Origin of the sequence: Leclercia sp. M50 (assembly GCF_037150775.1) — a bacterium.
Taxonomy (GTDB): domain Bacteria; phylum Pseudomonadota; class Gammaproteobacteria; order Enterobacterales; family Enterobacteriaceae; genus Enterobacter.
The window spans coordinates 14,538-35,769 of sequence record NZ_JBBCPK010000044.1 but is presented as its reverse complement, the minus strand read 5'-3'; the positions used below and the strand labels follow the sequence as shown (position 1 = coordinate 35,769).

Below are 21,232 nucleotides of genomic sequence, written 5' to 3'. Positions count from 1 at the left end.
CCTGGCGCGCCCGGCCAGTGACGTCACTCTGGATACCCAATTCTTCGAGGAGCCTACCAGCGCGCCGGTTGCGGTGCCGATGGGCAAATTCGCCATGTACAGTGGCTGGCAGCCGGACCCCGATTTCCAGCGTCAGGCGGCGCTGTGGGGCATTGCCCTCACCCAGCCCGTCGCCCCTGAGGAGCTGGCCGCCTTTACCGCGTACTGGCAGGCGGAAGGGAAAGTCTTTCACCATATCCAGTGGCAGCAGAAGCTGGCGCGCAGCGTGCAGATCAACCGGGCCAGCAGCGGCAACCAGGCCAGACGCGATGTGAATACCTTTTCAGAACCGGATAAACAGATCCCCCACGGATTCCGAGGTGCCAAATGAAAGAGTTCGGCGAACTGATGAAACGTCTGCAGAAGATCATGCCCACTAACGTCAAACCGGCCTTTACCACCGGTGAAGAGCTGCTGGCGTGGCAAAAAGAGCAGGGTAAGATCCGTGCGGCGGCGCTGGCGCGGGAGAACCGCGCCATGAAGATGCAGCGCACCTTTAACCGCTCCGGCATTCGTCCTCTGCATCAGAACTGCTCCTTCGACAACTACAAGGTGGAGACCCAGGGACAGCTCCAGGCTCTGCAACAGGCGCGCCAGTACGTAGAAGAGTTCGACGGCAACATCGCCAGCTTTATCTTCAGCGGCAAGCCGGGCACCGGCAAAAACCATCTCGCGGCGGCCATCTGCAACGAACTGCTGCTGCGCGGTAAATCGGTGCTGATCATCACCGTGGCTGACATCATGTCCGCCATGAAAGATACCTTCAGCAACCGGGAGACCAGCGAAGAACAGCTGTTGAACGATCTGAGTAACGTGGATCTGCTGGTGATTGATGAAATCGGCGTGCAGACCGAATCGCGCTATGAAAAGGTGATCATCAACCAGATTGTCGATCGCCGCTCCTCCTCCAAACGCCCGACCGGCATGCTGACCAACCATAACGTTGAAGAGATGACCCGTCTGCTGGGCGAGCGGGTGATGGATCGCATGAAACTGGGTAACAGTCTGTATGTGATTTTTGACTGGGAAAGCTATCGCAGCCGCGTTACCGGTAAAGAGTATTAGGATATTTACCCAAGTCCTGCACTGTCGCGAGGTTTATACTGGCTGCCATTCCGCCCCGGCGGGCAATCGACAGAGTAGGTCTTATGAAAACACATTTTCTTCTTAGCGCCGCAGTCAGCGCCCTCCTGATGACCGGTACAGCCCAGGCGACCTCCTCCTGGCAGGATACGCTCAACAGCGCCGCCAGCCAGCTCAGCGCGGGCAGTAGCAGCAACACCACCACTACAACCTCCCAGAGCGGAGGCCTCTCCCTCTCCTCGCTCACCGGTCTGCTCAACAACGGCACCCAGTCGCTCTCTGCCAGCAACATGAATAACGCAGCCGGGATCCTCGAGTACTGCGCCAAAGAGAAGCTGGCCTCGATGACCGACGCCACCAACATTAAAAATCAGGTGCTGGGTAAGCTGGGTCTCGACACCCAGGAAGAGCAGCAGCAGGACACCAACTATCTGGAAGGGATCCAGGGTCTGCTGAATGCCAATAACGGCGAACAGCTGAATCTGGAAACCATCGGCAACTCGCCGCTGGCGAAGAAGGTCAAAGCCCAGGCCTGTGATTTTGTCCTGAAACAGGGAATGAGCTTTATCTCCTGATCCCCGACACGCCGCGACGGCTGCCGCGGCGTTTCTCCCCTTCCCCGCAGAAAGCGACGCCCGTCAAACATTCGATTTTCTAAACCAAATCCTAACAACAGCACAATTGCGTGACACTACAATTGCAGCTTGATGGCATCGCCATTACATTGGATCACCCAAAAATTAAACAGTTAATCCGCCAATCGGCGGATGCCTTTGTTGAGGATAAGCTGTTGTCAGAGTTTATTTCTGTTGCCCTGTTTATCGCCTCGGTGGTTATCTATTCCCGCAAAGCGGGTCGTAACACCTGGTGGTTTGCTGTCACCCTGCTGGTGCTGGGGCTTTTTGTCGTACTGAACATTACCCTCTACGCCAGTGACTACTTTACCGGCGACGGCATTAACGATGCTGTTCTCTATACCCTGACCAACAGTCTGACCGGTGCCGGGGTTAGTAAGTACATACTTCCTGGTATTGGCGTGGTGGTTGCCCTGGTGGCGGTATTTGGCCTGCTGGGCTGGATCCTGCGCCGCCGTCGCCATCATCCGCATCACCTCGGCTACAGCCTGCTGGCGCTGGTGTTGGCCCTCGCCTCGGTGGATGCCAGCCCGGCGTTTCACCAGATCACCGAGCTGGTGAAATCGCAGTCGCGCGATGGCGATCCCGACTTTGCGGCGTATTACAAAGAGCCGGGTAAAACCATTCCGAACCCGAAACTCAATCTGGTCTATATCTATGGCGAAAGCCTGGAGCGCACCTACTTTGATAATGACGCCTTCCCGGATCTCGCGCCGGAGCTGGGTGCTATCAAAAATGAGGGGATCGATTTCAGCCACACCGCGCAGCTGCCTGGCACCGATTACACCATCGCCGGCATGGTCGCCTCCCAGTGTGGCATTCCGCTGTTCGCCCCGTTTGAAGGTAACGCTTCCGCATCGGTGTCGAGCTTCTTCCCGCAGAATATCTGTCTCGGCGATATCCTGAAAAACTCCGGGTACGAGAACTACTTCATGCAGGGCGCCAACCTGCGTTTCGCCGGGAAAGATGTTTTCCTGAAGTCCCACGGTTTTGACCATCTCTACGGTGCAGAAGAGTTAAAAACCACCGTCGCGGATCCGACCTACCGCAACGACTGGGGCTTCTATGACGATACGGTGCTGGATGAAACCTGGAAAAAATTCGAGGCGCTGTCACAGTCCGGCAAACGCTTCTCGCTGTTTGCCCTGACGGTGGATACGCACCACCCGGACGGCTTTATCTCCCGCACCTGCCAGCGCAAGCGCTATGCCCTTGACGGCAAGCCCAATCAATCCTTTAGCGCGGTGGGCTGTAGTCAGGAGCACATTGCGGCGCTGATCGAAAAAATCAAAGCCTCGCCGTATTTCAAAAACACGGTGATTGTGGTCTCTTCCGACCATCTGGCGATGAAAAACACCGCCTGGGATGCGCTGAACAAGCACGATCGCAGCAACCTGTTCTTTATCCTGCGTGGCGATAAGCCGCAGCAGGAGGTGATGGCCGTGAAGCGCAACACCATGGATAACGGCGCGACGGTGCTGGATATCCTCGGCGGGGATAACTTTATCGGCCTGGGCCGCAGTAGCCTCTCCGGGCAGTCGCTGTCTGAAGTGTTCCTCAACATGAAGGAAAAAGTGCTGGCGTGGAAACCGGACGTCATTCGCCTGTGGAACTTCCCGAAAGAGCTGAAAGAATTTACCATCGACAGCCAGAAAAACATGATGGCCTTCTCTGACAGCCACTTCCGCCTGCCGCTGCTGCTGCGCGTTTCCGATAAGCGAGTGGAACCGCTGCCGGAAAGCGAATACTCGGCTCCGCTGCGCTACCAGCTGGCGGATTTCGCCCCGCGAGATAACTTCGTCTGGGTCGATCGCTGCTACAAGATGGGTCAGCTCTGGTCGCAGCCGCTGGCGCTCTCTACCGACTGGTGTGTTTCTCAGGGCCAGTTAGGCGGCGAGCAGACCGTGCAGCATGTCGATAAAGCACAGTGGAAGGGCAAGACGGCGTTTAAAGATACAGTGATCAGCACCGATCGCTATCAGCGCAACGTCGACATGCTCAAGGTGTCCGACAACGACATCCGCTACAAGGCTGACAGCTTTGTCTTTAACGTGGCAGGGGCGCCCGAAGAGGTGAAGCAGTTCAGCGGGATCTCGCGTCCGGAATCCTGGGGACGCTGGTCTAACGCGCAACTGGGTGATGAGGTGAAGATCGAATATAACCAGCCGCTGCCGGCGAAATTCGACCTGGTGATCACCGCCAAAGCCTGGGGACCAAACGCTAACAAACCGATTCCGGTACGTATTGGCGATAAAGAGCAGACCCTGACGCTGGGGAACGAGGTCACCACCACGACGCTGCATTTCGACAACCCGTCGCACAGCAGCACGCTGGTGATTGTTCCGCCTGCACCGGAGTCCACTAACGAGGGGAACATTCTCGGCCACTCTCCGCGCCAGCTGGGGATCGGGATGGTGGAGATCAAAGTGATTAACGCGGAAGGGTAAACCCGGGAGAGGCTCGCCTCTCCCGCTTCGCAAGAAAAAAACAGCGCCCAACACCTCCCCGGGCGCTGCATGGCAACCGTTAAAAGCCAATCACGCCCTTAATCAGACCGCGATTATTAATCACCTCCGCCTCATACACTTCCGCCAGCTCACGAAACGCGTAGCGGTGGGTCAGCATCATCTCTGCCGTCAATTTGCCTTCAGCCATCAGCCGTCCCACTTTGGCGAAATCCTCCCCGGTGGCGTTGCGGCTCCCCATCATGGTGGTCTCTTTCTTATGAAACTCCGGATCGGAGAATTGCAGATCGCCCTTGTGCAGCCCGACAAAGACGATGGTGCCGCCGTGGCGGATCAGATTGACGGTATTGTTCATCGCCTGCGGATTACCGGTAGCGTCAATCACCTTCTGCGCCAGGGCCCCGTCGTATTGCGCCCGCAGCCGATCGGTAAAATCGGCTGCCGAGGGATCGAGCGCCGCTACGCCCAGAGAGCGCTGCACATGTTCTCGCCGGGCGGGACTGGTATCGGCGACCACCACCTGCGCGCCATCCGCATGCGCAATCGCCGCCGCCCCCAGGCCAATCGGTCCGGCCCCCACAACCAGCAGGTGCTCTCCCGGCTGAATGGCTGCGCGGCGTACCGCATGGGCGCTTATCGCAAACGGCTCGATCAGGGCCGCCGCCTCGGGGTCGATCCCGTCTGCGGGCAGCAGGTTGCTCACCGGCACCGACAGATACTCGCTAAAACCGCCGTCCTGATGTACGCCGATCACCGAGATAGCTTCGCAGCAGTTGGTTTTGCCGCTCAGGCAGGCCGGACAGTGCTGGCAGGCGACGTAAGGAATGACGGCTACCTGCTGGCCTTGATGCAGCGTGCGAATATTTTTGCCGATCCCTACCACCTCGCCACATATTTCATGCCCAAGCACGCGGGGATAATTAAAAAAGGGTTGATTGCCGCCCCAGGCATGTATATCGGTCCCACAAATGCCCACCGTTTTTATTTTTATCAGCGCCTCATCATCGCCGGGAACGGGCACTTCCCGCTGCGTCCAGCGTAATTTTTTCGGTTCCTGACATACCAGCGTATTCATCGTCATCATTTTTTGTTTCTCCCGTTCTGTCGTGGTTTCAGATATTGATGAAAACGCAAAATAACGGGTGGGCAATAAAGGGATTTGTGAATTGCCGCGCATAAAGCCGTTTTAAATAGGGTTTTAATGCCCCCTTTTCTGCCAGAAGGAATCTTTCATGAGCCGTTCGCAAAATTTGCGTCATAACGTGATTAACCAGGTGATCGACGACATGGCGAGGGGCCACATTCCGTCACCGCTGCCCTCACAAAGCGCGCTGGCGGAGATGTACAACATCAGTCGCACCACCGTGCGCCACATCCAGGCCCATCTCTGCGACTGCGGCGTACTGACGCGGGTGAACAATGACTACGTGATTGCCCGCAAGCCCGACGCCAGCGATGGCTTCAGCTGCGAGATCGCGCCGCTGGCCGAGCAGACCCGGCTTTTTGAGCAGAGCTTTTTGTCGATGATCAACCAGCGCATTCTGCGTGCCGGAGAGGCCTTTTCGGAGCTGGCGCTGGCGCGTAGCGCAGGCGTCAGCCCGGTGGTGGTAAGGGAGTACTTACTTAAATTTAGCCGCTACAACCTGATCGAGAGCGAAAAGCGCGGCCAGTGGCGAATGAAGCAGTTTGACCAGTCGTGGGCTGAGCAGCTATTCGAGCTGCGCGAAATGCTCGAAACCCACGCCCTGCAGCATTTCCTCAATCTGCCCGACAGCGACCCGCGCTGGCTCCAGGCCCGCACCCTGCTGGAGGAGCACCGCGCCCTGCGCGACAGCATCGGCGACAGCTTCCGCCAGTTCTCCCGGCTGGATCGCGACTTCCACTCCCTGCTGCTCTCCGCCGCCAACAACATCTTTTTCAACCAGTCGCTGGAGATCATCTCATTCATCTTCCATTTCCACTACCAGTGGGATGAGAGCGACCTGAAGCAGCGCAATATCATCGCCATCGATGAGCATATGACCATCCTTAGCGCGCTTATCTGCCGCAACGATCTGGATGCCAATCTGGCGATGCGTAATCACCTGCATACCGCGAAACAGTCGATGATCCGCTCCATTAACCAGAGCGCGACGGTCTTTTATTAAGTACCGATTAAAAACAGCAAATCTTTACGGACAGCACGCTTCCGCGATCGGACACACGCGGGAAAATAACGGCTGCCTATGCTCACCGGGAGTCGACTTAATTTTTTATTGCGCGGTGAGGAATGCGGATATTCCATCACTTATCGTTATAGATATTTCTCTAATAAAAGATCAGAGAATACCCCTACAATAATTCAGGAGTCCGGCGTGGAAAAAAGCAATATAACTCTCGACCCGCAGACCACCTTTGACAAAGAAAAGACAACAGATATTTCTCTGCCGCCAACAGGTGCTATTCAGCGTAGCGCGCGAATAAAGCGCATCCAGACGACAGCGATGCTGTTATTGTTTTTTGCCGCGGTCATTAATTATCTCGATCGCAGCTCGCTGTCGGTGGCAAATCTTACCATTCGCGAGGAGCTGGGTCTCAGCGCCACCGAGATCGGCGCCCTGCTGTCGGTGTTCTCGCTGGCGTATGGTATCGCCCAGCTGCCCTGCGGCCCGCTGCTGGACCGCAAAGGCCCGCGCCTGATGCTGGGGCTGGGAATGTTCTTCTGGTCGCTGTTCCAGGCGATGTCCGGAATGGTTCACAGCTTTACCCAGTTCGTGCTGGTGCGCATCGGGATGGGGATTGGCGAAGCGCCGATGAACCCCTGTGGCGTAAAGGTAATTAACGACTGGTTCAACATCAAAGAGCGTGGCCGTCCGATGGGCTTTTTCAACGCCGCCTCGACCATCGGCGTGGCCATCAGCCCGCCGCTGCTGGCGGCAATGATGCTGGTGATGGGCTGGCGCGGGATGTTTATCACCATCGGCGTATTGGGTATTTTCCTCGCCATTGGCTGGTACATGCTCTATCGCAACCGCGAGGAGCTTGAGCTGAGCGGCGTCGAGCAGGCGTACCTCAACGCCGGTAGCGTTAACACCCGTCGCGATCCCTTAAGCTTTGCTGAATGGCGCAGCCTGTTCCGCAACCGCACCATGTGGGGAATGATGCTGGGCTTTAGCGGCATCAACTATACCGCCTGGCTGTATCTGGCCTGGCTGCCGGGCTATCTGCAAACGGCCTATAACCTGGATCTGAAAAGCACCGGCCTGATGGCGGCCATTCCATTCCTGTTTGGTGCGGCGGGGATGTTAGTCAATGGCTTCACCACCGATGCGCTGGTGAAACGCGGCATGGCGCCGGTACGCAGCCGTAAGCTGTGCATTATCAGCGGGATGCTCTGTTCGGCGGCCTTCACCTTCGTGGTACCGGAAGCGACCACGGCGATGAGTGCGGTACTGCTGATTGGGATGGCGCTGTTCTGCATCCACTTTGCGGGCACATCGTGCTGGGGATTGATCCATGTGGCCGTGGCATCACGGATGACCGCCTCGGTAGGCAGCATTCAAAACTTCGCCAGTTTCATCTGCGCCTCGTTTGCCCCGATTGTCACCGGGTTTATCGTCGATACCACCCACTCGTTCCGCCTGGCGCTGATCATCTGCGGCTGCGTCACGGCGCTGGGGGCGTTAGCCTATATCTTCCTGGTGCGTCAGCCGATCAGCGATCCGCGTCAGCAGTAATAGTGCCGGGTGGCGGCTTCGCCTTACCCGGCCTACAAAATCGTAGGCCCGCGCAAGCGCAGCGCCGCCGGGCACAAAAACAGCGCCCTGCCTGAACAGGGCGCTATTCACATCAGAAGGTTTCCCAGTTGTCACCGCTGTCGGTAACCGCCGCTTTGCGCGTCGTTACCGGCGACGTCACGGTTTTCACCGCCGCGTGTGCATGGGCTTTCTGCTGCTCCTGCTGAATGCGGAACACCGCCACGGCCTGAGTCAGACGGCTCGCCTGCTCTTCCAGTGCCGCTGCCGCAGCCGCAGATTCCTGCACCAGCGAGGCGTTCTGCTGGGTGACGCGATCCATCTCGGCCACCGCCAGACCCACCTGGTCGATACCGCGGCTCTGCTCATCAGAGGCAGAGGCGATCTCACCCATAATGTCGGTTACGCGGGTCACCGCGCTGACGATTTCACCCATGGTCTCACCGGCGCTTTCCACCAGCGTGGAACCCACTTCGACGCGACCTACGGAGTCCTCAATCAGGCTCTTGATCTCGCGTGCGGCCTGGGCGCTGCGCTGGGCCAGGTTACGGACTTCACCCGCGACCACCGCAAAACCACGACCCTGCTCACCGGCACGCGCCGCTTCTACCGCCGCGTTCAGCGCCAGGATGTTGGTCTGGAAGGCAATACCGTCGATCACGCTGATGATGTCAGCAATCTTCTGCGAACTTCCGGCGATGTCACGCATGGTTTGCACCACGTTATCCACCACTTTGCCGCCTTTCTGCGCGGTTTCGGATGCGCTCAGCGCCAGATGGCTCGCCTGACGGGCGTTCTCGGCGTTCTGCTTCACGGTGGCGGTCAGCTCTTCCATGCTGGCTGCGGTCTCTTCCAGCGAGGCCGCCTGCTGCTCGGTACGGGAGGAGAGATCGTTGTTACCCATGGAGATTTCGCTCGCGCCGCTGTAGATGGCGTTAGCGCCATTACGCACGTCGCCGACGGTACGCATCAGTTCAGCCTGCATGTGACGCAGCGTATCGGCCAGCTGCCCCATCTCGTTAGAACCTTCCACTTCGATGCGTTTCACCAGATCGCCGCCGGCGATATGACGAATGCTGTCAGTCAGACGGTTCAGCGGAGAGATCAGGGAGTGACGGATACCCAGCCACACGCCGACAATCACCACCAGCACCAGGATCAGCACGCTGAGCAGGATCCAGAGGGCCTGGCTGTAAGAGCTGTTGCTGTCGTCCACGGCGGTCTGATACAGATGATCGTTCTGCTGCAGATAGTTAACGTACTGCTTCTCAAAGCCATCCTGGTAGCTCTGGGTCGGCTGATCGAAGAACTCATTGATCTTGCCTGCGCCCAGCAGCTGGATCAGTTCGGCCAGCGCACCATGATAGATATCGTAGTTACGTTTGATTTCCAGCGCGGCGCCTTCACTCTGACGCGGGTCACGCGGCAGGGCTTCGTACTCCGCCCAGCTTTTTTCCGCCTGCTTCAGTGAAGCAGCAGCAATCTGCATCAGATCGTTCACGGTGGCACCGCTACCGATGTTGTTCTGATCCATCATGTAGCGGATGCCCGCGCGGTTCAGGGTGTTACGGGTTTGCAGCAACGCTACCCAGCTGCTGTTAAGCGTGGATTGTTGCTGACGAATGGTTTGCAGGACGGTGAAGTTTTCTTTGTCATGCTTCAGGGCATTAAAGAAAAGACCACCGGATGTGAGCTGTAATAGGCCAAAAATAACCAAAACCAGCAATAAGCTGGTAACAATCTTGATACGATTTAACATGATTTCTCATTCCACCAGACAGGTACAGAATTTTCGGCCTGGAATGGGAAAACTTTACGGAAATTGTGTTGATGACCGAAGCGATCTACTCCTCTTCCTGGCTGTTAACCTGCCCATCGCCCAGCGCAATAAACTCCTGTAGCAGCGCCGTCAGCTGCTGCATTTTTTCCGGCGTGTACCGCGCCTCAATCTGCTGATAGGCCTCTTCCACCTGCGCCTGGGCGCGTTCATACAGGGCGTTCCCCTCTTTGGTGAGGGAGACATAGAGCTTGCGCTGGTCGTTGAGCGGCTTTAAGCGCAGCACCAGCCCGTCGCGCTCCATACGCGTCAGGATCCCGGTCAGGCTCGGGCGCAGAATACAGGTGCGGAAGGCCAGGTCATGAAAATCCATCGACGGATGCTCCGCCAGCACGCGCACGATCCGCCACTGCTGCTCCGTCAGATTCTGCTGCTTGATAATCGGGCGAAAAAAGGTCATCGCGGTTTCCCGCGCCTGGAGTAGTGCGATAGTTAACGAATCGTGCATGGCGCTCCCACCTCAACATCATTAATAACGAAACAATCAATGCATAACGCTCTCTCTGCGCACCAGCGGCGCGACTGAAAAGTCTAACAGATATCACATTAAAATATTAACTTACTGATATATATCATAAATTATACATAAATGTAAATTTATTGTTATCACTATCACAAAATATTCACTTTTGTTTGCCAAACAGACAGCGAGGGGCTAAAAACTAATCATTAACATATTAATGAACTCAAAACCCGCGACCCGGGCCCGAGGAGAAAGTAATGAAAGGTACTGTTTTTGCGGTGGCACTCAATCACCGCAGCCAGCTCGACGCCTGGCAGGACGCGTTTAACCAGCCCCCGTACAACACGCCACCGAAAACCGCCGTCTGGTTTATCAAACCGCGCAACACCCTGATCCGCACCGGCGATGCTATTCCGCATCCTGAAGGGGAACAGGTGCTGAGCGGCGCCACGGTGGCGCTGATTGTCGGCAAAACCGCGAGCAAAGTCAGCCCGGAAGAGGCCGCCGACTACATTGCCGGGTACGCGCTGGCAAACGAGGTGAGCCTGCCGGAAGAGAGCTTCTACCGCCCGGCAATCAAAGCCAAATGCCGGGATGGATTTTGCCCGCTGGGTGAACTCGCTGCCGTCGACAACGTGGATAACCTGACCATCATCACCGAGATCAACGGTCGCGAAGCAGACCACTGGAACACCGCCGATTTGCAGCGTAACGCCGCTGAACTGCTGAGCGCCCTGAGTGAGTTTGCAACGCTCAACCCCGGCGACGCGATTCTGCTCGGCACCCCGCACTCGCGCGTGCCGCTCCAGCCAGGCGACCGCGTGCGCATTCTGGCAGAAGGCTTTCCGGCGCTGGAAAACCCGGTTGTCGATGAACGCGACGTCGCCATCGCTCAGGGTGCAAATCCTCACCCCACGCTGTTTGCCCTCGGCCTGAACTACGCCGATCACGCCAGCGAGCTGGACTTCAAGCCCCCCACCGAGCCGCTGGTCTTTATCAAAGCGCCGAACACCTTTAACGGCGACAACCAGACTTCGGTGCGTCCGGACAACGTCGACTACATGCACTACGAGGCCGAGCTGGTGGTGGTCATTGGCAAAACCGCACGTAAGGTCAGCGAAGCCGATGCGATGGACTATGTCGCGGGCTATACGGTCTGTAACGACTACGCCATCCGCGACTATCTCGAAAATTACTACCGCCCGAATCTGCGGGTCAAAAGCCGCGACGGGTTAACGCCCATCAGCCCCAACATCGTGCCGAAAGCGGCCATTCCCGATCCGCATAACTTAACCCTGCGCACTTTCGTCAACGGTGAATTACGTCAGGAAGGGACCACGGCGGATCTGATCTTCAGCATCCCGTTCCTGATTGCTTACTTAAGTGAATTTATGACCCTGCAACCGGGGGACATGATCGCCACCGGCACGCCGAAAGGGCTCGCCGACGTGCGCCCGGGGGATGAAGTGGTGGTGGAAGTGGAAGGCGTTGGCCGTCTGGTCAACCGGATCGTCAGCGAGGAGGCCAAATAATGAAAAAGATTAACCACTGGATCAACGGTAAAAACGTGGCGGGTAGCGACACCTTCCAGACCACCAACCCGGCTACCGGCGAGGTGCTGGCGGAGGTGGCCTCCGGCGGCGCAGATGAGATCAACCAGGCCGTCGAAGCAGCTAAAGCGGCGTTCCCGAAATGGGCCAACCTGCCGATGAAAGAGCGCGCGCGCCTGATGCGTCGCCTGGGCGATCTGATTGACCAGAACGTGCCGGAGATCGCCGCGATGGAAACCGCCGACACCGGTCTGCCGATCCACCAGACCAAAAACGTGCTGATCCCGCGCGCCTCGCACAACTTCGAGTTCTTCGCCGAAGTGTGCCAGCAGATGAACGGCAAGACCTATCCGGTCGACGACAAGATGCTGAACTACACCCTGGTGCAACCGGTGGGGGTCTGCGCCCTGGTCTCGCCATGGAACGTGCCCTTTATGACCGCCACCTGGAAGGTCGCTCCCTGCCTGGCGCTGGGTAACACCGCGGTGCTGAAGATGTCCGAGCTGTCGCCGCTCACCGCTGACCGCTTAGGCGAGCTGGCGCTGGAGGCGGGTATTCCGGCGGGGGTACTCAACGTGGTGCAGGGTTATGGCGCCACGGCGGGCGACGCGCTGGGGCGCCATCACGACGTGCGCGCCGTCTCCTTTACCGGCGGCACAGCCACCGGACGGCGCATCATGCAGAGCGCCGGGCTGAAAAAATACTCCATGGAGCTGGGGGGCAAATCGCCGGTGCTGGTGTTTGAAGATGCCGATATCGAACGCGCCCTGGATGCCGCCCTGTTCACCATCTTCTCCATCAACGGCGAACGCTGCACCGCGGGCTCGCGCATCTTCATCCAGCAGAGCATCTACCCGGAATTCGTCAAACGCTTCGCCGAGCGCGCCAACCGCCTGCGGGTGGGCGATCCGACCGATCCGAATACCCAGATCGGGGCCCTTATCAGCCAACAGCACTGGGAGAAAGTCTCCGGCTATATCCGCCTGGGCATTGAGGAGGGGGCGACCCTGCTGGCGGGCGGCCCGGATAAACCGGCGGATCTGCCTGCCCATCTGAAAGGCGGCAACTTCCTGCGCCCAACGGTGCTGGCGGATGTCGACAACCGCATGCGCGTGGCGCAGGAGGAGATCTTCGGCCCGGTGGCCTGCCTGCTGCCGTTTAAGGACGAAGCGGAAGGGCTGCGTCTGGCGAACGACGTGGAGTACGGCCTGGCGTCCTACATCTGGACCCAGGACGTCAGCAAGGTGCTGCGTCTGGCGCGCAATATCGAGGCGGGCATGGTGTTTGTGAACACCCAGAACGTGCGCGACCTGCGCCAGCCGTTTGGCGGCGTGAAGGCCTCCGGCACCGGACGCGAAGGCGGCGAGTACAGCTTTGAAGTCTTTGCCGAGATGAAAAACGTCTGTATCTCGATGGGCGACCATCCGATCCCGAAGTGGGGGGTATGAAATGGGCAAGTTAGCGTTAGCAGCAAAAATCACCCACGTTCCGTCGATGTATCTCTCTGAGATTCCCGGTAAAAACTTTGGCTGCCGTCAGGGAGCCATCGACGGGCATAAAGAGATCGGCAGACGCTGCCGCGAGATGGGCGTCGATACCATTATCGTCTTCGACACCCACTGGCTGGTGAACAGCGCCTATCACATCAACTGTGCGGACCATTTTTCGGGCGTCTACACCAGCAATGAGCTGCCGCACTTTATCCGCGACATGACCTACGACTACAACGGCAACCCGGCGCTGGGCCAGCTGATTGCCGACGAAGCGGTGAAGCTTGGCGTGCGCGCTAAAGCGCACAACATTCCGAGCCTGAAGCTGGAGTACGGCACGCTGGTGCCGATGCGCTACATGAACGCCGACAAGCACTTCAAAGTGGTCTCCATCTCGGCCTTCTGCACGGTACATGACTTTGCCGACAGCCGCAGGCTGGGTGAGGCAATCCTGAGCGCCATCGAGAAATATGACGGCACCGTGGCGGTGCTTGCCAGCGGCTCGCTCTCACACCGCTTTATTGACGACCAGCGCGCCGAAGAGGGGATGAACAGCTACACCCGCGAGTTCGACCGCCAGATGGACGAACGGGTGGTGAAGCTGTGGCGCGAAGGCCAGTTTAAAGAGTTTTGCAGCATGCTGCCGGAGTACGCCGACTACTGCTACGGCGAGGGCAATATGCACGACACGGTGATGCTGCTGGGCATGCTCGGCTGGGACAGATACGACGGCAAGGTGGAGTTTCTCACCGAGCTGTTCCCCAGCTCCGGCACCGGTCAGGTTAACGCCGTTTTCCCTCTGCCCGCGTAAGGAGCCACCATGCCGCATTTTATCGCTGAATGCACCGACAACATCCGCGAGCAGGCCGACCTGCCGGGCCTGTTCGCCAAAGTCAACGAGGCGCTGGCCGCTACGGGCATCTTCCCCCTCGGCGGGATCCGCAGCCGCGCCCACTGGCTGGATACCTGGCAGATGGCCGACGGTAAACAGGATTACGCCTTTGTGCATATGACGCTGAAGATTGGCGCCGGGCGCAGCCTGGAAAGCCGTCAGCAGGTGGGGGAGATGCTGTTTACGTTGATTAAAGACCACTTCGCCGGGCTGATGGACGCCCGCTATCTGGCGCTGTCGTTTGAGCTCGACGAGCTGCACCCGACGCTCAACTTCAAACAAAACAACGTGCACGCTTTGTTTAAGTAGCGCGCCCTCATGCCCGGTGGCGCTGCGCTTACCGGGCCTACAACGACCCCGAACCGTAGGCCGGGTAAGCGCAGCGCCACCCGGCAATAACAGGATATCGCCATGCTCGACAAACAGACCCATACCCTGATTGCCCATCGCCTGCATCAGGCGGAACAGACCCGGGAGCAGATCCGTGCGATCTCGCTGGATTACCCGCAGATCACCATTGACGACGCCTACGCCGTCCAGCGCGAATGGGTGAACCTGAAAATCGCCGAAGGCCGCACCCTGAAAGGCCACAAGATCGGCCTTACTTCGAAGGCGATGCAGGCCAGCTCGCAGATCAGCGAGCCAGATTACGGCGCCCTGCTGGACGATATGTTCTTCCATGACGGCAGCGATATCCCCACCGACCGCTTTATCGTCCCACGCATTGAGGTGGAGCTGGCCTTCGTGCTGGCGAAACCGCTGCGCGGCCCGAACTGCACGATGTTCGACGTCTACAACGCCACGGATTACGTCATCCCCGCGCTGGAGCTGATCGACGCCCGCTGCCACAACATCGATCCGGAAACCCAGCGTCCGCGCAAGGTGTTCGACACCATCTCCGATAACGCCGCCAACGCGGGCGTGATCCTCGGCGGGCGCCCGATCCGCCCGGACGAGCTGGATCTGCGCTGGATCTCCGCCCTGCTCTACCGCAACGGCGTGATCGAAGAGACCGGCGTTGCCGCGGGCGTGCTCAACCACCCGGCCAACGGCGTGGCGTGGCTGGCTAACAAGCTGGCCCCCTACGACGTACAGCTGGAACCCGGCCAGATCATCCTCGGCGGTTCGTTTACCCGTCCGGTCGCGGCGAGCAAGGGCGACACTTTCCACGTGGACTACGGCAACATGGGCTCCATCAGCTGCCGCTTTGTGTGAGGAGACGACCATGGAAAACGCATTCAAAGCGGCACTGCAAGCGGGCAAACCCCAGATCGGCTTATGGCTGGGGCTGACCAGCAGCTACAGCGCCGAACTGCTGGCGGGGGCAGGCTTCGACTGGCTGCTGATCGACGGCGAGCACGCCCCTAACAGCGTGCAGACCGTCCTCACCCAGCTCCAGGCCATCGCCCCCTACCCCAGCCAGCCGGTGGTGCGCCCGTCGTGGAACGATCCGGTGCAGATCAAACAGCTGCTGGATGTGGGCGCGCAAACCCTGCTGGTGCCGATGGTACAGAATGCCGATGAAGCGCGGCTAGCGGTGCGCGCAACCCGCTACCCGCCTGCGGGTATTCGCGGCGTCGGCAGCGCCCTGGCGCGGGCATCCCGCTGGAACCGCATTCCGGACTACCTGCACCAGGCCAACGACGCTATGTGCGTGCTGGTACAGATTGAAACCCGCGAAGCGCTGAAAAACCTGCCGCAGATCCTGGCTGTGGAGGGCGTCGACGGGGTGTTTATCGGCCCGGCGGATCTCAGCGCCGACATGGGCTTTGCCGGTAATCCGCAGCATCCGGAAGTGCAGGCCGCCATTGAACAGGCCATCGCGCAGATCCGGGCGGCGGGCAAAGCGCCCGGCATCCTGATGGCGAACGAGCAGCTGGCCAAACGCTATCTCGAACTCGGGGCGTTGTTTGTCGCCGTCGGCGTCGACACCACCCTGCTCGCCCGCAGCGCCGAAGCGCTGGCAGCCCGCTTTATCGATAACCCGGTTACGTCAGTTAATAACAATAAATCCGTCTATTGAACGGACACTGTGGAGCGCACCATGACGACCTCTACCCTGCACCCTGATAATAAAGCCGTTGAACATCGCGTCATCAATAAGCTGTTCCGTCGTTTGATCGTGTTTCTCTTTATTCTCTTTGTCTTCTCGTTTCTCGATCGCATCAATATCGGCTTTGCCGGGCTGACGATGGGCAAAGATCTGGGCCTCACCTCCACCATGTTTGGCCTGGCCGCGACGCTCTTTTACGTCACCTACGTGCTGTGCGGGATCCCGAGCAATATCATGCTGGCGAAGATCGGCGCCCGGCGCTGGATCGCCGGGATCATGGTGGTGTGGGGGATCGCCTCCACCTGCACCATGTTCGCCACCAGCCCCGAAACCCTCTATGTCCTGCGCATGCTGGTGGGCATTGCCGAAGCCGGTTTCCTGCCGGGCATTCTGGTCTATCTCACCTGGTGGTTCCCGGCCTATCACCGCGCCCGCGCCAACGCGCTGTTTATGATCGCCATGCCGGTAACCATGATGCTCGGCTCTATTCTTTCCGGCTACATTCTGGCGATGGACGGCCTGTGGAACCTGAAGGGCTGGCAGTGGCTGTTCCTGCTGGAGGGGCTGCCTTCCGTGGTCCTCGGCGTGGTGACCTGGTTCTTTCTGAACGACACGCCGGATCAGGCGACCTGGCTGGACGACGAAGAGAAGCAGACCCTGAAAGCGATGATCGCCCGCGAGCAGGAAAACGCCATTGCACACGCCGCCACGCCGCGCTCGACGCTGCGTGAAGTGCTGACCCCGGCGGTACTGCTCTACACCCTGGCCTATTTCTGCCTGACGAACACGCTGAGTGCGATCAATATCTGGACGCCGCAGATCCTGCAAAGCTTTAATACCGGCAGCAGCAATATCGTGATTGGCCTGCTGGCGGCGATCCCGCAGTTTTGCACCATCCTCGGCATGATCTGGTGGAGCCGTCGCTCTGACAGGCTGAAAGAGCGAAAAAAGCACACCATCCTGCCGTATCTCTTCGCAGCGGCGGGATGGATGCTGGCCTCGGCCACCGATCACAGCCTGATCCAGCTGCTTGGCATCATCATGGCCTCAACCGGATCGTTTACCGCCATGGCGATCTTCTGGACCACGCCGGATCAGGTTATTAGCCTGCAGTCCCGTGCGGTGGCGCTGGCGGTGATCAACGCTATCGGCAACGTCGGATCCGCCGTCAGCCCGCTGCTGATTGGCATCCTGCGCGATGCCACCGGCAGCTTCAGCTCCGGGCTGTGGTTCGTGGCCGGGCTGCTGGTCGTGGGTGCGCTGGTGCTGACGCGTATTCCGATGTCCCGGCAGGAGAGCCGTGCAAACGTGCCGGACATGGCGACGCAGAAGATCCACTGAGGAGCGGTTATGTGCCAGAGCCCGATTACCAATATCGACATCAGCAAAGAGTACGACGAGAGCCTGGGTACGGACGATGTGCATTACCAGTCCTTTGCGCGTATGGCGGCCTTTTTTGGCCGCGATATGCAGGCCCATCGCCACGACCGCTATTTTCAGATGCACTTTCTTGATACCGGGCAGATCGAGCTGCAGCTGGACGATCACCGCTACTCGGTGCAGGCCCCGCTGTTTGTCCTCACCCCGCCATCGGTGCCGCACGCGTTTTATACCGAATCAGACAGCGACGGACACGTACTGACGGTGCATGAAGATCTGATCTGGCCGCTGCTGGAAGTGCTCTACCCCGGCACCCGGGAGACCTTCGGGCTGCCGGGCATCTGCCTGTCGCTGGCGGATAAACCGGAGGAGCTGACGGCGCTCAGCCACTACTGGCGGCTGATTGAGCGGGAGTCCACCAGCCAGCTTCCCGGACGGGAGCACACCCTGGCGCTGCTGGCGCAGGCGGTGTTTACCCTGCTGCTGCGCAACGCCCCGCTGGACGATCACGAGGCCTTCGGCATGCGCGGCGAACTGAAATTATTTCAGCGCTTTACTCAGCTGGTTGACGCGCACTTCCACCAGCACTGGACGGTGCCGGAATATGCCAGCGAACTGCACCTCACAGAATCGCGGCTGACCGACATCTGCCGCCGCTTCGCCAACCGACCGCCGAAACGGCTCATCTTTGACCGCCAGCTGCGCGAAGCCAGGCGGCTGCTGGTCTTCTCCGACAGCGCTGTGAATGAGATTGCCTGGCAGCTGGGCTTCAAAGATCCAGCCTATTTCGCGCGGTTTTTTAACCGCTTAGTAGGATGTTCGCCAAGCAAGTATCGGGCACAGAAAGTGCCAGTGTCGTGAATCTCCCCGGTGGCGCTGCGCTTACCGGGGCTACGGATTGTAGGCCGGGTAAGCGTTAGCGCCACCCGGCAAAACCCATCCCGATCACAATTCTCGCACCTGTCTGAAAAGTACCCGTCGTTGACCCATTCGTCCCTTCACGACCCGCCTCTCTCACGCTTCAATTAAACAACAAAAACAACACATAAATTTAACAATCATCTTCCGATACGAGGTCCCTATGAAACCTGAAGATTTCCGCGCAAGCACCCAGCGTCCGTTAACCGGCGAAGAGTATCTGAAAAGCCTGCAGGATGGCCGGGAGATCTACATCTACGGCGAGCGCGTGAAAGATGTGACCACCCATCCGGCGTTTCGCAATGCGGCGGCCTCGGTCGCACAGCTGTACGATGCGCTGCACAAACCTGACATGCAGGACACGCTCTGCTGGAATACCGATACCGGCAGCGGCGGATACACCCATAAGTTTTTCCGCGTGGCGAAAAGTGCCAGCGACCTGCGCCAGCAGCGCGACGCCATTGCCGAGTGGTCGCGCCTGAGCTACGGCTGGATGGGACGCACCCCGGACTATAAAGCCGCCTTCGGCTGCGCGCTGGGGGCGAACCCGGCGTTTTATGGTCAGTTCGAACAGAACGCCCGCAACTGGTACACCCGTATTCAGGAAACCGGCCTCTACTTTAACCACGCCATCGTCAACCCACCGATCGATCGCCACAAACCGGCGGACGAGGTTAAAGATGTCTACATCAAGCTGGAGAAAGAGACCGACGCTGGGATCATCGTCAGCGGCGCGAAGGTGGTTGCCACCAACTCGGCGCTGACCCACTACAACATGATCGGTTTTGGCTCGGCCCAGGTGATGGGGGATAACCCCGACTTTGCCCTGATGTTTGTCGCCCCGATGGATGCCGAAGGGGTGAAGCTGATCTCCCGCGCGTCATACGAACTGGTGGCAGGCGCGACCGGCTCCCCTTACGACTACCCGCTCACCAGCCGTTTCGACGAGAACGATGCGATCCTGGTGATGGATAATGTGCTGATCCCGTGGGAAAACGTGCTCATCTACCGCGACTTTGACCGCTGCCGTCGCTGGACCATGGAAGGCGGTTTCGCCCGCATGTATCCGCTGCAGGCGTGTGTACGTCTGGCGGTGAAGCTCGACTTCATCACCGGGCTGCTGAAAAAGTCGCTTGAATGTACCGGCACCGCCGAGTTCCGCGGCGTGCAGGCCGACCTCGGGGAAGTGGTGGCCTGGCGCAACATGTTCTGGGCGCTGAGCGACTCCATGTGCTCGGAAGCCACACCGTGGGTGAATGGCGCGTACCTGCCGGACCACGCGGCGCTGCAAACCTACCGCGTGATGGCGCCGATGGCCTACGCGAAGATCAAAAATATCATTGAGCGTAACGTCACCAGCGGCCTGATCTACCTCCCGTCCAGCGCCCGCGACCTGAACAACCCGCAGATCGACAAATACCTGGCGAAATATGTGCGTGGCTCCAACGGTATGGACCACGTGGAGCGCATCAAGATTTTAAAACTGATGTGGGATGCCATCGGCAGCGAGTTTGGCGGTCGCCATGAGCTGTACGAGATCAACTACTCCGGTAGCCAGGATGAAATCCGCCTGCAGTGCCTGCGCCAGGCGCAGACCTCCGGCAACATGGACAAGATGATGGCGATGGTCGACCGCTGCCTGTCTGAATATGACCAGAACGGCTGGACGGTTCCGCACCTGCACAACAACACCGATATCAACCTGCTGGACAAGCTGCTGAAATAGGGCAGCGGGAGCTCAAGATGCAACATGATGAACAACGTCTGCGTTTTCGCGACGCGATGGCCAGCCTCTCTGCGGCGGTCAATGTCATTACCACCGATGGCGAAGCCGGACGCTGCGGCATCACCGCTACCGCCGTCTGCTCGGTAACGGATACGCCCCCCTCGGTGATGGTCTGCCTGAATGCCAGCAGCGCCATGAACCCGGTTTTCCAGGGTAACGGCAAGCTGTGCATCAACGTACTCAATCACGAACAGGAACTGATGGCGCGCCATTTTGCCGGCATGACCGGCATGAGCATGGAGGAGCGGTTCACCCTCTCCTGCTGGCAAAAAGGTGTGCTGGCCCAGCCGGTATTAAAAGAGGCGCTGGCAAGCCTGGAAGGTGAGATCAGCCAGGTACAGGCCATCGGCACCCATCTGGTCTACCTGGTGGAGATTAAAAATATCCACCTGAGCCAGGAGGGACACGGCCTGATTTACTTTAAGCGCAGATTTCATCCGGTGTTAATTGAACAAGAAATGACCGTTTAATCCCCTTCGCCAGCCGAACTACCGGCTGGCGCTTATTTGTTTCTATTCTCTGAAATATGAAACAATCACTACCAGAAACTAATGCTGAATATAAGTTTTGGATCAACCCACCAGAGTTAATAGGCTTTCAGACTTTTCCCCTTTTTCCGGGCAAAATTCTTAAATTTGAAATGACACAAACTGCAAACTTATGTAATCTTCGCCACATAAAAACACTTTCATGAATAATAAAAAACGATTTAGTTGTTTACTGAATAGTTTTTTTATGGCAGCGCCCTAAAGCAAATCGCGCACATTTTAACCGGAATTGTCTATTTCCGTGCGGTAGCCTACCCTTTTTTTGGATTTTCTTACTTAACACCTGCGTTTTTGTTGCTCCTGCACCTGCAAGATTTCTCAACTGCTTCGCTATTAAAATCAGTTGAATACCATCAAAG

19 protein-coding genes are annotated in these 21,232 nt (G+C 58.4%); 16 read left to right on the top strand and 3 right to left on the bottom strand.

Annotation, left to right across the window (positions count from 1 at the left end; all coding sequences use genetic code 11):
* The 4 genes from dnaT to opgB all read left to right on the top strand — a co-directional run.
* A partial coding sequence (gene dnaT, locus WFM46_RS12555) for a primosomal protein DnaT (RefSeq protein ID WP_336997734.1) occupies positions 1 to 370 on the top strand: 370 nt, incomplete at its 5' end.
* A complete protein-coding gene (gene dnaC / locus WFM46_RS12550; protein ID WP_336997733.1) occupies positions 367 to 1,104 on the top strand; it encodes a DNA replication protein DnaC in 738 nt (245 codons plus the stop codon). The genes dnaT and dnaC, both read left to right, overlap by 4 nt.
* Before the next feature lie 83 nt (positions 1,105 to 1,187).
* On the top strand, positions 1,188 to 1,697 hold the full coding sequence (locus tag WFM46_RS12545) for a DUF2501 domain-containing protein (protein WP_336997732.1): 510 nt from the start codon (positions 1,188 to 1,190) through the stop codon (positions 1,695 to 1,697).
* A gap of 215 nt (positions 1,698 to 1,912) precedes the next feature.
* Entirely contained in the window at positions 1,913 to 4,204 is a 2,292-nt protein-coding gene (gene opgB, locus WFM46_RS12540) for a phosphatidylglycerol--membrane-oligosaccharide glycerophosphotransferase (protein ID WP_336997735.1), read from the top strand.
* 79 nt (positions 4,205 to 4,283) lie between these two features.
* Here the strand turns inward: opgB and WFM46_RS12535 are convergent, their stop codons facing one another.
* Positions 4,284 to 5,306: a zinc-binding alcohol dehydrogenase family protein gene (locus WFM46_RS12535; RefSeq protein ID WP_336997731.1), complete on the bottom strand. Its 1,023-nt coding sequence runs from the start codon at positions 5,304 to 5,306 to the stop codon at positions 4,284 to 4,286.
* A gap of 148 nt (positions 5,307 to 5,454) precedes the next feature.
* On the opposite strand from WFM46_RS12535, the gene WFM46_RS12530 reads away from it, so the two are divergent.
* Both WFM46_RS12530 and WFM46_RS12525 read left to right on the top strand, forming a co-directional pair.
* Positions 5,455 to 6,369: a GntR family transcriptional regulator gene (locus WFM46_RS12530; RefSeq protein WP_103178151.1), complete on the top strand. Its 915-nt coding sequence runs from the start codon at positions 5,455 to 5,457 to the stop codon at positions 6,367 to 6,369.
* Positions 6,370 to 6,576: 207 nt separating this feature from the next.
* On the top strand, positions 6,577 to 7,938 hold the full coding sequence (locus WFM46_RS12525; RefSeq protein ID WP_180209948.1) for an MFS transporter: 1,362 nt from the start codon (positions 6,577 to 6,579) through the stop codon (positions 7,936 to 7,938).
* 112 nt (positions 7,939 to 8,050) lie between these two features.
* Here WFM46_RS12525 and tsr read toward each other — a convergent pair whose 3' ends face one another.
* Positions 8,051 to 9,715, bottom strand: coding sequence for a methyl-accepting chemotaxis protein (gene tsr, locus WFM46_RS12520; RefSeq protein WP_103178149.1), 1,665 nt, complete (start codon positions 9,713 to 9,715; stop codon positions 8,051 to 8,053).
* A gap of 85 nt (positions 9,716 to 9,800) precedes the next feature.
* Complete coding sequence (gene hpaR, locus WFM46_RS12515) at positions 9,801 to 10,241, bottom strand: homoprotocatechuate degradation operon regulator HpaR (RefSeq protein ID WP_103178148.1); 441 nt, start codon at positions 10,239 to 10,241, stop codon at positions 9,801 to 9,803.
* A 272-nt stretch (positions 10,242 to 10,513) separates the two neighbouring features.
* Here hpaR and hpaG point away from each other — a divergent pair, with 272 nt between their 5' ends.
* The 10 genes from hpaG to WFM46_RS12465 all read left to right on the top strand — a co-directional run bounded on the left by hpaG (position 10,514) and on the right by WFM46_RS12465 (position 20,795).
* Positions 10,514 to 11,788, top strand: a complete 1,275-nt coding sequence (hpaG, locus tag WFM46_RS12510; protein WP_336997730.1) for a 4-hydroxyphenylacetate degradation bifunctional isomerase/decarboxylase — start codon at positions 10,514 to 10,516, stop codon at positions 11,786 to 11,788.
* Positions 11,788 to 13,254 carry a 5-carboxymethyl-2-hydroxymuconate semialdehyde dehydrogenase gene (gene hpaE, locus WFM46_RS12505; RefSeq protein ID WP_336997729.1) on the top strand — a complete coding sequence of 489 codons (1,467 nt, stop codon included), beginning with the start codon at positions 11,788 to 11,790 and terminating at the stop codon, positions 13,252 to 13,254. The genes hpaG and hpaE overlap by 1 nt, the downstream gene beginning before the upstream one ends.
* Before the next feature lies 1 nt (position 13,255).
* The gene (gene hpaD, locus WFM46_RS12500; RefSeq protein ID WP_312347905.1) at positions 13,256 to 14,107 is read left to right on the top strand and encodes a 3,4-dihydroxyphenylacetate 2,3-dioxygenase; all 852 of its coding nucleotides are present in this window, start codon (positions 13,256 to 13,258) and stop codon (positions 14,105 to 14,107) included.
* A 9-nt stretch (positions 14,108 to 14,116) separates the two neighbouring features.
* Positions 14,117 to 14,497, top strand: coding sequence for a 5-carboxymethyl-2-hydroxymuconate Delta-isomerase (locus WFM46_RS12495; RefSeq protein WP_290503532.1), 381 nt, complete (start codon positions 14,117 to 14,119; stop codon positions 14,495 to 14,497).
* A 102-nt stretch (positions 14,498 to 14,599) separates the two neighbouring features.
* Positions 14,600 to 15,403, top strand: coding sequence for a 2-oxo-hept-4-ene-1,7-dioate hydratase (gene hpaH, locus WFM46_RS12490; RefSeq protein ID WP_336997728.1), 804 nt, complete (start codon positions 14,600 to 14,602; stop codon positions 15,401 to 15,403).
* 10 nt (positions 15,404 to 15,413) lie between these two features.
* Complete coding sequence (gene hpaI, locus WFM46_RS12485; protein WP_336997727.1) at positions 15,414 to 16,211, top strand: 4-hydroxy-2-oxoheptanedioate aldolase; 798 nt, start codon at positions 15,414 to 15,416, stop codon at positions 16,209 to 16,211.
* A gap of 21 nt (positions 16,212 to 16,232) precedes the next feature.
* A complete protein-coding gene (hpaX, locus tag WFM46_RS12480) occupies positions 16,233 to 17,582 on the top strand; it encodes a 4-hydroxyphenylacetate permease (RefSeq protein ID WP_336997726.1) in 1,350 nt (449 codons plus the stop codon).
* Positions 17,583 to 17,591: 9 nt separating this feature from the next.
* Positions 17,592 to 18,482 (top strand): 4-hydroxyphenylacetate catabolism regulatory protein HpaA, encoded by an 891-nt coding sequence (gene hpaA / locus WFM46_RS12475; RefSeq protein ID WP_336997725.1) that lies wholly within the window; start codon positions 17,592 to 17,594, stop codon positions 18,480 to 18,482.
* Between the two features lie 220 nt (positions 18,483 to 18,702).
* A complete protein-coding gene (gene hpaB, locus WFM46_RS12470; RefSeq protein ID WP_039030502.1) occupies positions 18,703 to 20,265 on the top strand; it encodes a 4-hydroxyphenylacetate 3-monooxygenase, oxygenase component in 1,563 nt (520 codons plus the stop codon).
* A gap of 17 nt (positions 20,266 to 20,282) precedes the next feature.
* On the top strand, positions 20,283 to 20,795 hold the full coding sequence (locus tag WFM46_RS12465) for a 4-hydroxyphenylacetate 3-monooxygenase reductase subunit (RefSeq protein WP_103178136.1): 513 nt from the start codon (positions 20,283 to 20,285) through the stop codon (positions 20,793 to 20,795).
* The last annotated feature ends 437 nt before the right edge of the window (positions 20,796 to 21,232 follow it).

Excerpts from the sequence above, each read along its gene's own strand:
- dnaC (WP_336997733.1), top strand. The coding sequence starts at position 367 with ATGAAAGAGTTCGGCGAACTGATGAAACGTCTGCAGAAGATCATGCCC.
- hpaA (WP_336997725.1), top strand. The coding sequence starts at position 17,592 with ATGTGCCAGAGCCCGATTACCAATATCGACATCAGCAAAGAGTACGAC.
- WFM46_RS12465 (WP_103178136.1), top strand. The coding sequence starts at position 20,283 with ATGCAACATGATGAACAACGTCTGCGTTTTCGCGACGCGATGGCCAGC.
- hpaG (WP_336997730.1), top strand. The coding sequence starts at position 10,514 with ATGAAAGGTACTGTTTTTGCGGTGGCACTCAATCACCGCAGCCAGCTC.
- WFM46_RS12545 (WP_336997732.1), top strand. The coding sequence starts at position 1,188 with ATGAAAACACATTTTCTTCTTAGCGCCGCAGTCAGCGCCCTCCTGATG.
- tsr (WP_103178149.1), bottom strand. The coding sequence starts at position 9,715 with ATGTTAAATCGTATCAAGATTGTTACCAGCTTATTGCTGGTTTTGGTT.
- hpaH (WP_336997728.1), top strand. The coding sequence starts at position 14,600 with ATGCTCGACAAACAGACCCATACCCTGATTGCCCATCGCCTGCATCAG.
- hpaE (WP_336997729.1), top strand. The coding sequence starts at position 11,788 with ATGAAAAAGATTAACCACTGGATCAACGGTAAAAACGTGGCGGGTAGC.
- hpaX (WP_336997726.1), top strand. The coding sequence starts at position 16,233 with ATGACGACCTCTACCCTGCACCCTGATAATAAAGCCGTTGAACATCGC.
- WFM46_RS12530 (WP_103178151.1), top strand. The coding sequence starts at position 5,455 with ATGAGCCGTTCGCAAAATTTGCGTCATAACGTGATTAACCAGGTGATC.
- hpaB (WP_039030502.1), top strand. The coding sequence starts at position 18,703 with ATGAAACCTGAAGATTTCCGCGCAAGCACCCAGCGTCCGTTAACCGGC.
- WFM46_RS12495 (WP_290503532.1), top strand. The coding sequence starts at position 14,117 with ATGCCGCATTTTATCGCTGAATGCACCGACAACATCCGCGAGCAGGCC.
- hpaR (WP_103178148.1), bottom strand. The coding sequence starts at position 10,241 with ATGCACGATTCGTTAACTATCGCACTACTCCAGGCGCGGGAAACCGCG.
- WFM46_RS12535 (WP_336997731.1), bottom strand. The coding sequence starts at position 5,306 with ATGATGACGATGAATACGCTGGTATGTCAGGAACCGAAAAAATTACGC.
- hpaD (WP_312347905.1), top strand. The coding sequence starts at position 13,256 with ATGGGCAAGTTAGCGTTAGCAGCAAAAATCACCCACGTTCCGTCGATG.
- hpaI (WP_336997727.1), top strand. The coding sequence starts at position 15,414 with ATGGAAAACGCATTCAAAGCGGCACTGCAAGCGGGCAAACCCCAGATC.